Genomic DNA, 13,080 nt, shown 5'->3' on the forward strand with positions numbered 1-13,080 from the left:
CGCGCCACCGCGGCCAGGCGCTTCACCTCGTCGGCGTACGCCTGCTCGGCCGCCTGCCGGCGCTCGACTGCGGAGGTGACCGCGGCGGCGGCCTCCTCGACCTGGGCGGTCAGCTTCGCCTCCTCCGCCCGCGCCGTGGCCGCCTGGCGACGCAACTCCTCGGGGTCCCGCCCGGTCGTCGTCTCCTCGACGTCGTCATGCCCCAACAGCCGCACCCGCTCCGCAGCCAGCGATGAGGTCGACTCGAGTCGGTCACGTAGCGATTGCAGTCGCACCCACCGCTGGCTGGCCAGCTCGGCCTGGGGCGTGGCCTCGCGGACGGCCGCCTCCAACTCGCGCACCTGCTCGTGCAGGCCGGCCAGCCGCTCCTCGAGGGCAGAGCGTCGGGCGATGAGCGCCTGTTCGTCGGCCACCTCCTGCTCGAGCACGGCGGTGATCTGGGCCAGGTCATCGGCGAGCAACCGCAGCCGCGCATCGCGGGCGTCGGCCTGGATGACCGCGGCCTTGCGCGCCGCCTCGGCCTGGCGCCCCAGCGGTCCGAGCTGTCGGCGCAGCTCACCCGTCAAGTCGCCCAGCCGCGCGAGGTTGCCCTCCATCGCGTCGAGCTTGCGCAGCGCCTTCTCCTTGCGCTTGCGGTGTTTGAGCACGCCGGCGGCCTCTTCGATGAAGCCACGGCGCTCCTCGGGGGTGGCGCGCAGCACCGCGTCAAGTTGCCCCTGACCGACGATGACGTGCATCTCACGGCCGATTCCGCTGTCGGAGAGCAGTTCCTGGATATCGAGAAGGCGACACGAGGTGCCGTTGATCGCGTACTCCGACCCGCCGTGGCGGAACATCGTGCGACTGATCGTCACCTCGGTGTAGTCGATCGGCAGCGCCCCGTCGGTGTTGTCGATCGTCATCGTCACCTCGGCGCGGCCCAGCGGCGCTCGGCCGGGGGTGCCGGCGAAGATGACGTCCTCCATCTTGCCGCCGCGCAGCGTCTTCGCGCCCTGCTCCCCCATGACCCAGGCGAGCGCGTCGACGACGTTGGACTTGCCCGAGCCGTTCGGGCCGACGATGCACGTGATGCCCGGTTCAAGGCGCAGGTGCGTCGCCGAGGCGAACGACTTGAACCCCTTGAGGGTCAGGGACTTGACGAACATTCCCCGAGTTTACGGCGCGAGCGGGTCCTCACCCTTGGCGATGGCCTCGTGGTGTCGGATGACCTCGGCCACGATGAAGTTGAGGAACTTCTCGGCGAACGCCGGATCCAGCCCGGCCTCGTGCGCCAAGCCGCGCAGCCGGGCGATCTGTCGCTCCTCGCGACCCGGGTCGGAGGGCGGCAGGTCGAGTTCGGCCTTGAGCCGGCCGACGCGCAACGTCGCCTTGAAGCGCTCGGCGAGGATGTGCACGAGCGCGGCGTCGATGTTGTCGATGCTGGAGCGCAGCACGGCCAGTTCGGCGGGGATCGCCGGGCCGGCGGTCGCCTCGGTCGGGGGCACGTCGGACCCTGACGCGGGGTCACGCTGGGCATCGGTCACGGCGGCAGCGTAGCCGACCGGTGTCACTTCTCGACGAAGCCCCGGACATCCGGACGGACGATGCCCTGCTGGACCACGACGGTGTCGACGCGGCCCGGGCGATCGGTGGTGCTGGGCTGTTCGCGCAGCAGGTGCAGGAGTCGGTCGACGGCGGTCGGATCGCCTTGGGCGAGCACCTCGACGCGCCCGTCGTCCATGTTGCGGGCGTGTCCGACGAGCCCGAGCTCCAGGGCCCGCGCCCGGGTCCACCACCGGAATCCGACACCCTGGACCCGGCCTCGAACGAACGCGGTCACGCGCTGCGCGGAAGATTTCGTGTCGTCGCTCACGCGCGCCTCCGTGGGGTTGTCGGTGCCGGCCCCTAGCGTAGTGCTGTGGCGGTCGTGACACCTGAGGCCCATGAGGTGCCGGCGCCCGCGGTCGAACTCAGACCTCGGGTGATCCCCGGCCTCGATGGCCTGCGCGCACTCGCCATCATCGCGGTGTTCATCTACCACCTCAATCCCACCTGGTTGCCCGGCGGCTTCGTCGGCGTCGACATGTTCTTCGTCATCTCGGGGTTCCTCATCACGACGCTCCTGCTGCGCGAGCAGGCGGCGAACGGGCGCGTCGACCTCGGCCAGTTCTGGCTGCGGCGAGCGCGGCGACTGCTCCCGGCGTTGCTCCTGTGTGTCACCGCGTCGATCTGGCTCGCCCGCGTCGTGCAGACCGATCTGCTCGTCGGCATCGACCGGCAGACGTTCGGCGCGCTGACCTTCTCGACGAACTGGGTCGAGATCATCGCCGGCAGCAACTACTTCACCTCAACTTCGCCGCAGTTGTTCATGAACTTCTGGTCCCTGGCCGTCGAGGAGCAGTTCTACCTGCTCTGGCCGCTGGTCATGATCGGCCTGACCGCGGCCGTGCCCAGCCTGACCCGTCGCGCCGGTCTCGCGGTGGCGACCGCACTCGGCTCCGCCGTGCTCATGGCCCTGCTGTTCGACCCGACCGCCGCGACGCGGGTCTACTACGGCACCGACACGCACCTGTTCGGACTCATGCTCGGCGCGGGGTTGGCGTTCGCGTGGGCGGGGCCGCAGCGCGCCTGGCTGGACTCGCCGGTGTGGGTGCGCGGCCGGCCGTGGATCCTCGGGGCCGCCCTCGCGACGCTCGCTGTGTGCCTCGTGGCCTTGTCGGAGGAGCGCGCGCTCACCTTCCGCGGTGGGCTGCTGCTGGCCTCGGTGGCGGTCATTGTCATCATCGCTGCCACGATCGACCGACCCGGACGGCTGCGTCAGGTGCTCGACCACCCGGTCCTCGCAGCCATCGGACAACGGTCGTACGGCCTGTACCTGTGGCACTGGCCGGTGATCCTCGTGGTCAACCACGATCTGCCGTCGACGCCGGGAACGCTGCGGTTCGTCCTCACGCGCGTGTGGGTTGTGCTCGTGACGTGGGCCATTGCCGACCTATCGCTGCGGTTCGTCGAGACGCCGGTGCGCAAGTACGGGTTCCGCGGGGCGCTGGCCCGGCTTCGGCCCACCGGTCAATGGGGGCGCGTGCCCGTCGCGCGGATCGGGATCGCGGCGGTGCTCGTCTGGGTCGTCGGAACCGGGGCCTGGATCGCGACCGCACCCTCGCAGACGTCCACGCAGCGGATGATCGAGGCCAACGCTGCTGAAGCTGCCGGAGCGCGGGACGGCGCGGTGACCGCTCTGGACGCCTCGTTCACCATGCCCAAGGGCAAGGAGATCGACGTGTTCGGCGATTCGATGGCCGTGGGCGTGGTGCCGGCCCTGAAGTACTACTTCCCGGGGATCCAGATCGATGCCAAGTCCAACCGCCACTGGAGCGACGGCCTGACGCAGGTGACGGCGGCCGGAGACACCACGCGCCGCGCCGTGGTGCTCGCCTTCGGCACCAACGCCGGGACCCCCGAGGCGGATCTGCGGGCGGTGTTGGATCAATTGGGGCCGCAGCGAATGGTCGTCGTCGTCAACGTGCATCTCCCCCGCTCGACGCGCGCCGTGGAGGACAACGCCACGCTGGACCGCGTCGCCCAGGACTACGCCAACGTCGAGGTCGCCGACTGGAACCGGGCCGTTTCGGCTTCGCCGGCCAGCCTGCAGCCCGACGGCATCCACCCCAGCCTGACAGGGGCCCACCTGTACGTCTCGACGATCCGCCAGGCCATGGCAGACCTGTCCGAGCGGCACACCGGCGAGGCCGTGAAACTCAAGAAGCTGCCCATTCCCTAGCCCATCCTATGACGATAATCTTCGTCATAACTCCCCGTTCTGGATGGTGTTGTCGCCACAGAAGGAGGACTTCGCCATGACCGGATACCGGATCGACCGACAACTCTCGGGGTTCGGGGAGCATGTCCGAGGCTGGCGCATGGTCATGGGCCTCACGGCGCAGCAGGTGTCCGAGCGCGCCGGCATCACTCGTGACACCCTGCGCAAGATCGAGTCGGGAGATCCCGGCGTGGGCTTCGGCAACGTCGCGCAGGTGCTGCGCGCCCTCGGCGTGCTCGATGACATCGCTTGACGTCTTCATGGACGTCGATGGCGGACCCGCGCGTGTCGGCCAGGCCCACGTCGCCCGTTCGCGAGGCACGGTCTCCACCACGTTCCTCTACGACCCGAGCTACCTCGCCGGCCATCAACCCTGCGCTGCCACAATCGTCAAACTAGGCTTGGTGGAGCACACACGTCGAAACCGATAGAGAAAAGCAGAACCCCGGCCGTTTGATCGGCCCTCTGGCGGGGACTACAGGGACGGTTCCGGGGTGTTCGTCATCGATACTACACGGAAGGGGCTGGGTATGGGCAGCGCACGCGCGGACTGGACCTTCTATGAGCGTCATTTCGCACAGGCGCGCCTCCGGCACTACCTCAGGCACACCGGTGGCAACAAGCTAGCCGCGATGGAGCTGTACCGCTGGAACGTCGACGTCTCCGGTGCCTTCTGGCAATCGCTGGCGTACTTCGAAGTGGCGCTACGCAACGCACTCGACGAGCGCATGAGCGCCCGCCACTCGGCGCATCAGCGTACGGGTCACTGGGTTTTCGACGACGCCGGCGAGCTGGGGCGCGATGCTGACGGGCCTGGTCGCCATGGCCAGCCGTACATGTGCAGGCCCGCTACGACGACATTCTTACGGTCTCCGGCTACCTGGACCCCAGCCTCAGGATGTTCATCAACGAACACAGTTCAGTGCCGGGACTGCTCAAGAGGTAACCAGTACGTTTGTTCCGGATGACGTCGACGCGAGCGAGTGTCAGCTCGGGACGCGCGGCTTCGTCTGACACACCGGGCAGAAGTACGAACTGCGATTCATGAACGCGACGCGACGGATCGGCGTGCCACAGCGCGCGCAGGGGCGACCCTCCTGGCCGTACACGTTCAACCGCCGGTCGAAGTACCCCGACGCGCCGTTGACGTTGACGTACAGCGCGTCGAAACTCGTGCCGCCCTCGGCGAGCGCCTCGGTCATGACGTCACGGGCATGGCCGAGCAATCGGGCAATCGCCGGCTTCGTCAGCGCGTCGGCCGCACGGTTGCCGTGCACCCCGGCGCGCCACAGCGATTCGTCGGCGTAGATGTTGCCGATCCCCGAGACGACCTTCTGATCGAGCAGCACCCGCTTGATCGCCGACGACCTCGACTTGATCACCCGTGACACCCGGGCGGCGTCGAACTGCGGATCGAAGGGGTCGCGGGCGATGTGGGTGATGGCCTGGGGCAGACCGGAGCCGTCCAACGCCGACAGGGCGAAGCCGCCGAACGTGCGCTGGTCGATGAACCGCACCTGCGGGCCACCGTCGGCGAACGTGAACCGCCCATGCAGATGCTTCGGGTCCGGCTCCCCCGCGTCGGCGACGAGCATCTGCCCGCTCATCCCCAGATGCGTGATCAGCCCCAGCTCGGCCGGCTCACCGGCACCCCGCGCCAGGGCGAGCCACAGGTACTTGCCACGCCGATGCACCCCGGCGACCGTCGCCCCGGACACCTGGCGAGACAAGTCCTCCGGCCCGGCCACGTGACGACGCGCCACGCGGGAGCCGCGCAACTCAAGGTGATCGATGATGCGGCCGGCGACATGGTCGGCCAGGCCGCGGCGCACGACCTCGACCTCGGGCAGTTCAGGCATGCGCGGGTGAACCGCCGGTGGCACTCGGCTCACCGAACCGGGTCTGCAACGCGCGCCACGCCTCTTCGGCCGCCTGCATCTCGGCGTCCTTCTTGGTCCGACCGGAGCCGTGACCGAGCGCGTCTCCCTCGACGCTGACGGTCGCGCGGTAGGTGCGGGCGTGATCCGGGCCCTCCTTCTCGGAGGCATAGACCGGAGCGTCGAGCCCGTGCGCGTTGACGCTCTCCTGCAGGCTCGTCTTCCAGTCCAGCCCGGCCCCGAGCGTCGCGGCCTGGGCGATGACCGGGTCGAGAAGGGTGTGGATCAGCGTGGCCGCCGCGTCCTGCCCCAGCGAGATGTACGTCGCTCCGATGACCGCCTCGACGGTGTCGGCCAGGATCGAGGTCTTGTCGCGTCCACCGGTGGCCTCTTCGCCCCGGCCGACGCGCACGTACTCCCCTAGACCGATCGTGCGGGCGACATCGGCGAGGGCACGCATGTTGACCACCGCGGCGCGAAACTTCGCGAGCTGCCCCTCGGGCAGGTCCGGGTGGGTACGGAAGAGCGTGTCCGTGACGACGAGGCCGAGGACGGCATCGCCGAGGAACTCGAGACGCTCGTTGTGCGGAATCCCGCCGTTCTCGAACGCGTACGAGCGGTGTGTCAGGGCACGCTCAAGCAGTGGCGCGTCGACGACTCCCCCGACCACCTCGGTGAGGTAGGCGGAGAACTCCTCGACGTGCCACTGCCGAGCCTTGCGCGCGCGGGTCACGCGACGCGAATCAGGCCTGGTGCTCGGTGCGCTCGGCGACCGCGTACTGGCGGTCCTTGTAGGTGCCGCAGGTCGGGCACGCCATGTGCGGCTGCGTCGGCGACTTGCAGGCCGGGCAGGTGGTCAGGGCGACGGGCGCGGCCTTCCAGTTCGCGCGACGCGAACGGGTGTTGGAGCGCGACATCTTCCGCTTCGGGACAGCCACGTCAGTTCCTCTTCTCTTGGATCTCTTGGTCGTGCTTGGTCTCGTCGGTGGCCGTCGCGCCCAGGCCCTGGAGTTGCCCCAGAGCCGCCCAGCGCGGGTCGATCACCTCGTGTGCATGCTCCGGGTCGTCCTCGAGCCGGAACCCACATTGTGAGCACAGCCCGGGGCAGTCTTCGCGGCACACCGGTTGGAACGGCAGCGTGGTCACCACTGCGTCCCGGAGCATCGGTTCGAGATCGATGAGGTCGTTCTCGATCCGGTAGCTCTCGTCTTCGTCGTCGGTGTCACCCACCTCCTGGTGGTGTGACGCCCGATCGGCCCACACGAACAGTTCCTGGAAGCCCTGGTCGACGGGGACGTCGATCGGGTCCAGACACCGCACGCATGCGCCGGTCGCGCTCGCCCGAACCGTCCCGGTCACCAGCACACCCTCCATGACGGACTCAAGGCGCAGCTCCAGCTCCAGTGGCTGGCCCTGCGCAATCATGAGCACGTCGGTGCCGAAATCGGCGGGTGCACCGACGGTACGGGTCAATTCCTTCATCGACCCGGGTCGGCGCCCCACCTCCTTGGTGTCGAGCACCAGCGGCGAGGCAGGATCGATGTGGTTCATGGCTCCATACTGTCGAACGGGACGGTCACGTCACGTCAGACGCAGACCGACGACCTACATTACCCGAGTCAGGCCTTCGGACCCAAACGCTCGACGAGGGCGTCCCGAACGTGGTCGCGCACGAGGCCGCTGATGTCGCCACCGAACCGCACGACCTCCTTGACCAGCGAGCTGCTGATGTGTTCGTAGCGCGGCGCACCGGGCAGGAACACCGTCTCCAGACCGGTGAGGTGACGGTTCATCAGGGCCATGGGCAGTTCGTAGGCGAAGTCGGTGCCGCCGCGCAGCCCCTTGACGACGACATCGGCCTCGACGTCCTTGCACACGTCGACGAGCAGGCGGTTGGCAAACGCCTCGGCGCGCACGTTGGTCAGGCCGGCCTCGTCGATGCCCTGCGTGATGAACTTCAGCCGCTCATCGATGGTGAACACGCCCTCCTTGGCGGGGTTGTACAGCACCGCCACGATGACCTCGTCGTACATGGCCGCGGCCCGGCCGATGATGTCACTGTGACCCAACGTGATCGGGTCGTAGGAACCTGGGCAGACGCAACGTCGTGTCATGGCTCGACCCTAGCGGGTGCGTCATCGGCACCCGGGCCCCAGGCGAACCAGATGGTCGTCTCGCCATAGACCTTGCGCCCATCCGGCTCGACCGCCGCCGGCCAGGTCGGCTCGGGGTTGCGCGACGAGCGTTCGACGACGAGGAACGCATCGGGCGCGAGCCATCCCTGGTCGACCACCAGGCGGAGCGTCGTGGTGAGGTCGGTCTCGGGGATGTCGTAGGGCGGGTCGGCGAGCACGAGATCGGCGGGCCGTGCCGGAGCGCCGCGCCCCAGGACGGTCGCCACGGCGCCACGACGCACATCGAGCCCGGGCAGCCCGAGGGTGTCGGCATTGCGGCGGATCGTCGCGACGGCGCCGGCGTGATCATCGACGCAGGTGACGTGCGACGCTCCGCGGCTGAGCGCCTCGAGCCCGAGCGCGCCGGACCCGGCGTAGAGGTCGAGCACGACGGCTCCATCGACGAGGCCCCGGGATTCCAAGGAGGAGAAGAGGGCCTCGCGCACCTTGTCACTGGTGGGTCGGGTGCGGTTTCCGGGCGGAGCAGCGATCTGCCGGCCTCCCGCGACACCACCGATGATGCGGGTCATCCGGCTCAGCCCTTCTCCAGGTAGGCGGCCTGCTCGGAGTCGACCCGCTGCGCCACCGCGGCCGCCAACTCCGGCCACGCGGCCAGGGTCGGGTCGGTGGCGATCAGGGCGGTCGCGTCCTCGCGGGCCTCGATGATGATCTCCTCGTCGCGGAGCAACGAGAGGAACTCCAGTTGACTGTGACCGCCGTGCTGCCGCGCTCCGAGGATGTCGCCCTCGCGGCGCTGACCGAGGTCGAGCCGCGACAATGCGAACCCGTCGTTCGTGCCGGCCACGGCGGTCAGACGCTCCCGCGCGGAATCGGTCTGGGAGGCCGACATGAGCAGACACACACCGGCGTGCTGCCCACGGCCGACGCGACCGCGCAGCTGGTGCAACTGGCTCACGCCGAACCGGTCGGCGTCCTTGATGACCATGACCGAGGCGTTCGGCACGTCGACGCCGACCTCGATGACGGTGGTGGCCACGAGCACGTCGATCTCCCCGGCGGCGAAGCGGGTCATGACGGCCTCCTTCTCCTCGGCGGGCATCCGGCCGTGGAGGATGTCGATGCGCAGGTCGGCCAGGGCCGGGTGGGCGCGCAGCTGGGCGACCGTCTCGAGCACGGACGCCAGCGGGCGATCTGGACCGGGATGGTCAGCGGCGGTGTCCGCAGCGGCCCCGTTCGACGCTCCGGAATCGTCGTCGGCCTCGCCCACGACCTCGTCGAACATCTCGGTCTCGAGGACCTCACCCTCCTCCCCGATCCGCGGGCAGACGACGTACGCCTGCCGACCGGCCGCGACCTCCTCGGCCAACCGCGTCCACGTGCGCTCGACCCAGGCGGGCTTGTCCTCCGGCACGACGAACGTCTCGACCGGCTGGCGACCGCGGGGCACCTGTGTCAGGGTCGACGTCTCCATGTCGCCGTAGACCGTCATCGCGACCGTGCGCGGGATCGGCGTGGCCGTCATGACGAGCACGTGCGGGGGCTGGGCTCCCTTGCTGCGTAGGGCGTCTCGCTGCTCGACGCCGAAGCGGTGCTGCTCATCGACGACGACCAGGGCGAGGTCGTGGAAGTCCACGCCGTCCTGGATCAGGGCGTGGGTACCGATGACGATGCCGGCCTCGCCCGAGACGATCTCGAGCAGGGCCTTGCGTCGCGCGGCGGTCGACAGACTGCCGGTGAGCAGGGTCACCCGGGTGCCGATCTCGCTGCCGCCGAGCATCCCCCCCTCGGCGAGGTCACCGAGCATCGCGGTGATGGACCGGTGGTGCTGCGCGGCGAGCACCTCGGTCGGGGCGAGCAGCGCGGACTGTCCCCCGGAGTCGACCGCAGCCAGCATGGCCCGCAGCGCGACGACGGTCTTGCCCGACCCGACCTCACCCTGCAGCAACCGGTGCATCGGGGTGGGGCGGGCCATCTCCGCGGCGAGCACCTCCCCGACCTCCACCTGCCCCTCGGTGAGCTCGAACGGCAGTCGCTGATCGAAGGCCTCGAGCAGGCCGCGCTCCTGCTGCGGGCGCGGCACGGTGCGTTCGGCGGCCTGGGCGACGCGCCGCTGGCCGAGCACGCACTGGAGCACGAGGGCCTCCTCGTAGCGCATCCGATGCCGGGCGGCCTCGACGTCGGCGAACGTGCGCGGGACGTGCAGGTGACGCAAGGCGCTGGTGCGGTCCACGAGACTCCGCTGCGCCCGGATCTGCGCCGGCAGGGCATCGGTGACGTGGTCGAGATGGTCGAGCACGAGGCGCGTGCACTCGGCGATGGTCCAGTTGTGCACCTTCGGCACGTGGCGATAGATCGGGATGAGCCCACGCGTGGCGTCGTCGAGCCCGGGTTCGATGAGGGTGTACCCGGGGTGGGCCAGCTGCAACTGCCCGCGGTACTGCGTCACCTCACCGGCGAAGATGCCGCGCACGCCGGGGACGAGTTTGCCCTCGTGGCCGTAAGCGGAGAAGAACGTCAGGTCGATCTCGCGCTGGCCGTCGGTGATCGTGCACGTCAGCATCCGGCCGCGGCGGCGCTGCATCGGCCGCGTCGTGGCCCGGCTCACGTCCGCGACGACGACGGCGTACTCCCCCGGCCGCAACCGCGACAGGTCGGACTCGTGGGTGCGGTACCGCGTCGGCCAGTAGCGCAGCAGGTCGCCGACGGTGTGCAGGTCACGGTGTTCGGCGAGTTTCCCGGCGGCCTGGCCACCGATCAGGCCCTTGAGCCGGGTGGTCTCATCGGCCACGCGTCATTCCACCCCAATGAGTAGTTCGTAGTGCGGCTGACCGCCGTCGACGACCTCGACCTCCAGACCGAAATGGGCGGAGCGCAGTTCGCGCACCACATCGTCGACGAGATCGTCCCCGGCGCCCGCCCCCCGGATGAGGGTGACGAGTTCGCCCCCGCCGGCCAGGAGCCGCTCGAGCACGCGCAGGGCGACCTCGGTCGTGTCCTGGCCGATCAGGGTGATGTCGCCGTCGACGATACCGAGGATGTCGCCGATCTCGCACCAGCCACCGCTCGTCAGGCCGGGCTTGACGGCCGTGGACACCGCTCCGTGGTGGGTCTGCGCGGAGGCCTGGACCATGGCGATCTGGTTGACCATCGGGTCGGCGTCGGGGTCGTAGACGACCAACGCCGCCATGCCCTGGACGGCCGTGGTGGAGGGGATGACGTGCACGGCGATCCCGTCGTCGGCGGCGGCGCGGGCGGCGGCCTGGGCGGCGAGGTGGGTGTCTCGGTCGTTGGGCAGGAGCAGCACGTCGACCGCGTGGCTGGCGTGCACGGCGTCGAGCAGTTCGCCGGCGGAGGCGCGCTGGCCCGGGCCGGAGGCGACCGCGATGGCCCCGGCGCTCTCGAACAGGTCGGCCAGCCCGGGCCCAGCGGCACAGGCGACCACGCCCACCGGGGCCGGTGGGCCCTGCCGGTCGTGTACGGCCTCGAGCAGCGGTCCCACCCGGATCCGGTGGGGCCGGCCGGCCTCGATGCCGCGTTCGATGGCCGCGCCGATGTCCTCGAGGTGAACGTGGACGTTCCACAACTGCGGACCACCGACGACGATGACGGCCTCACCGATCGCGTCGAGCTCGTTCTTGAGCGTGGCGATCCGGGCCTCGTCGGTCTGGTCGATGAGGTACATGACCTCGTAGTCGACCCCGGCCGGGACCGTGGTGGGATCCTGCGCGGTGGCGGTCGGGGTGAACGTCACGAGCCTGGTCTGGTTGAGGAAGTCGTCGACTCGGAACCGCCGCTCGTCGGTGTCGCGCACCACGTGATCGAGGATCTCGAGGAGCAGCAGGTACCCCGCCCCGCCGGCGTCGACGACCCCGGCATCCTTGAGGGCGGGCAGGAGGGACGGGGTTTCGGCCAGCGACGTCTCCGCCGCCTCGACCGCGGCGCCGACGACCTCGCCGAGGGTGCCGTCGGTGTCGGCGGCGGCCACGGCGGCGGTGGCGCTGTCTGCGGCAACGGTGAGGATCGTGCCGGCCACCGGGCGCTGCACGCACGCGTGGGCGAGCTCGGCCGCACGGGTCAGGCCGCGAGCCACCTCGACCGGGCCGGCACAGGCCGCGCCCTCGACCTCGTCGAACGACTCCGCGAACCCACGGACCATCTGGCTGAGGATGACCCCGGAGTTGCCGCGGGCCGTCAGCAGGGTGGCGTCGGCAAGGATGCGGGTCTGCTCACCGACCGACAGGGGCGGGCCACCGTTGGCATTGCGCTTTGTGTGTGCCGCACGCACCCGGTCGAACCCCTGGTCCAGCGTCAGGTAGAGGTTGGTCCCCGTGTCACCGTCGGGGACGGGAAAGACGTTGAGCGCGTCGATGCGCTCCCGGCGTTCGCCCAGGGCACCGCGAGCGAGGACAGCCCAGCGGCGCACTGTCGACGGGTCGATGTCGTGCAGCACTCTGGCAGGCTAGACCAGCGCAGGCCGCTTGGCCCGGTGGTCTGGTGCGGTTTTGCCGAATCTGCAGCGTCGGGTAGTCTACTCAGGTTGTCCCGTGACGCGGGGGACCTCTGGTCTGCCGTGGGACGTACCGAAACCAGAACCGATCTCAGGAGAAACTCCGTGGCTGCCACCTGCGAAATCTGCGGCAAGGGACCCAGCTTCGGTCACTCCATCTCGCACTCGCACCGCCGCAACAAGCGCCGCTGGACCCCGAACATCCAGCGCGTGCGCGCCAAGGTGGGCGATGCGGGTGTGACCCCGAAGCGTCTCAACGTCTGCACGTCGTGCCTCAAGGCCGGCAAGGTCACCCGCTGACCTGACCTGCCCTCGAGAAGGAGCCGGTGACCCGTTCAGGGTCACCGGCTCCTTCTGCATGCCCGCCCCAGCGCTGGGCACGGCTCAGTCGGTGAAGTGGTCCCACCCCTGAACGGGCAGCGGAGCGCCGTCGAGGGTCACGCCCGGTTCGTCCCCGGAGCGCAGCGCCCCGACTCGGCCGATCGGGCGCCACTGGGGCGGCAACGACGCTCCGAGCGCGAACGCGCCCAACAGCGAGTGCTCCTCTCCCCCACCGAACAGGCACGACCGTGCCCGGGCCTGGCCGACCACCCCCGTGAGCCACGCCACGTCACCGCTGAGCAGGTCGGAGTCCAACTCCAGGCGCACGCGCGAGGCCCGCGCCATCCGGTGGCCGTCGCGCGAGAGCCCGTCGGAGAGGTCAAGCATCGCGTGGGCACCGGCCTCCGCGGCCGCCCGCCCCTCGGCGATCCGGGCCAACGG

14 protein-coding genes and 1 pseudogene are annotated in these 13,080 nt (G+C 69.8%); 3 read left to right on the plus strand and 12 right to left on the minus strand.

The window, feature by feature from the left end; genetic code table 11:
- From KD1_RS08620 to KD1_RS08630, 3 genes are all read right to left on the minus strand, one after another.
- On the minus strand, positions 1–1,145 hold a 1,145-nt coding region (locus tag KD1_RS08620), incomplete at its 3' end, for a chromosome segregation SMC family protein (protein WP_157073251.1).
- Between the two features lie 9 nt (positions 1,146–1,154).
- Entirely contained in the window at positions 1,155–1,484 is a 330-nt protein-coding gene (locus KD1_RS08625; RefSeq protein ID WP_068400562.1) for a chorismate mutase, read from the minus strand.
- Between the two features lie 62 nt (positions 1,485–1,546).
- The gene (locus tag KD1_RS08630; protein WP_068400516.1) at positions 1,547–1,852 is read right to left on the minus strand and encodes an acylphosphatase; all 306 of its coding nucleotides are present in this window, start codon (positions 1,850–1,852) and stop codon (positions 1,547–1,549) included.
- A gap of 54 nt (positions 1,853–1,906) precedes the next feature.
- Between KD1_RS08630 and KD1_RS08635 the strand changes: the two genes are divergently transcribed.
- Positions 1,907–3,760 (plus strand): acyltransferase family protein, encoded by a 1,854-nt coding sequence (locus KD1_RS08635; protein WP_068400565.1) that lies wholly within the window; start codon positions 1,907–1,909, stop codon positions 3,758–3,760.
- A 76-nt stretch (positions 3,761–3,836) separates the two neighbouring features.
- Positions 3,837–4,052 carry a helix-turn-helix domain-containing protein gene (locus KD1_RS08640; protein WP_083542300.1) on the plus strand — a complete coding sequence of 72 codons (216 nt, stop codon included), beginning with the start codon at positions 3,837–3,839 and terminating at the stop codon, positions 4,050–4,052.
- A 733-nt stretch (positions 4,053–4,785) separates the two neighbouring features.
- Here KD1_RS08640 and mutM read toward each other — a convergent pair.
- From mutM to KD1_RS08680, 8 genes are all read right to left on the minus strand, one after another.
- Positions 4,786–5,658 carry a bifunctional DNA-formamidopyrimidine glycosylase/DNA-(apurinic or apyrimidinic site) lyase gene (gene mutM / locus KD1_RS08645; protein ID WP_068400519.1) on the minus strand — a complete coding sequence of 291 codons (873 nt, stop codon included), beginning with the start codon at positions 5,656–5,658 and terminating at the stop codon, positions 4,786–4,788.
- Positions 5,651–6,409, minus strand: a complete 759-nt coding sequence (gene rnc, locus KD1_RS08650; RefSeq protein WP_068400523.1) for a ribonuclease III — start codon at positions 6,407–6,409, stop codon at positions 5,651–5,653. The genes mutM and rnc overlap by 8 nt, the downstream gene beginning before the upstream one ends.
- A 10-nt stretch (positions 6,410–6,419) precedes the next feature.
- Complete coding sequence (gene rpmF / locus KD1_RS08655; protein WP_068400530.1) at positions 6,420–6,614, minus strand: 50S ribosomal protein L32; 195 nt, start codon at positions 6,612–6,614, stop codon at positions 6,420–6,422.
- A gap of 1 nt (position 6,615) precedes the next feature.
- Positions 6,616–7,227, minus strand: coding sequence for a YceD family protein (locus tag KD1_RS08660; RefSeq protein WP_068400538.1), 612 nt, complete (start codon positions 7,225–7,227; stop codon positions 6,616–6,618).
- A 68-nt stretch (positions 7,228–7,295) separates the two neighbouring features.
- Positions 7,296–7,790: a pantetheine-phosphate adenylyltransferase gene (coaD, locus tag KD1_RS08665; RefSeq protein ID WP_068400543.1), complete on the minus strand. Its 495-nt coding sequence runs from the start codon at positions 7,788–7,790 to the stop codon at positions 7,296–7,298.
- Positions 7,787–8,380: a 16S rRNA (guanine(966)-N(2))-methyltransferase RsmD gene (gene rsmD / locus KD1_RS08670; protein WP_068400545.1), complete on the minus strand. Its 594-nt coding sequence runs from the start codon at positions 8,378–8,380 to the stop codon at positions 7,787–7,789. Before rsmD ends, coaD begins: the two co-directional genes overlap by 4 nt.
- Before the next feature lie 5 nt (positions 8,381–8,385).
- Positions 8,386–10,599 (minus strand): ATP-dependent DNA helicase RecG, encoded by a 2,214-nt coding sequence (locus KD1_RS08675; RefSeq protein ID WP_068400548.1) that lies wholly within the window; start codon positions 10,597–10,599, stop codon positions 8,386–8,388.
- A 3-nt stretch (positions 10,600–10,602) separates the two neighbouring features.
- On the minus strand, positions 10,603–12,261 hold the full coding sequence (locus KD1_RS08680; RefSeq protein ID WP_068400551.1) for a DAK2 domain-containing protein: 1,659 nt from the start codon (positions 12,259–12,261) through the stop codon (positions 10,603–10,605).
- A 162-nt stretch (positions 12,262–12,423) separates the two neighbouring features.
- On the opposite strand from KD1_RS08680, the gene rpmB reads away from it, so the two are divergent.
- Entirely contained in the window at positions 12,424–12,618 is a 195-nt protein-coding gene (gene rpmB / locus KD1_RS08685) for a 50S ribosomal protein L28 (protein ID WP_068400554.1), read from the plus strand.
- Positions 12,619–12,702: 84 nt separating this feature from the next.
- Here rpmB and KD1_RS16825 read toward each other — a convergent pair.
- Positions 12,703–13,080, minus strand: a pseudogene (locus KD1_RS16825) (thiamine-phosphate kinase); the annotation flags it as partial.

Origin of the sequence: Kribbia dieselivorans NBRC 106261, from assembly GCF_001552435.1 — a bacterium.
In the GTDB taxonomy this organism is placed as follows: Bacteria; Actinomycetota; Actinomycetes; order Actinomycetales; family Dermatophilaceae; genus Kribbia; species Kribbia dieselivorans.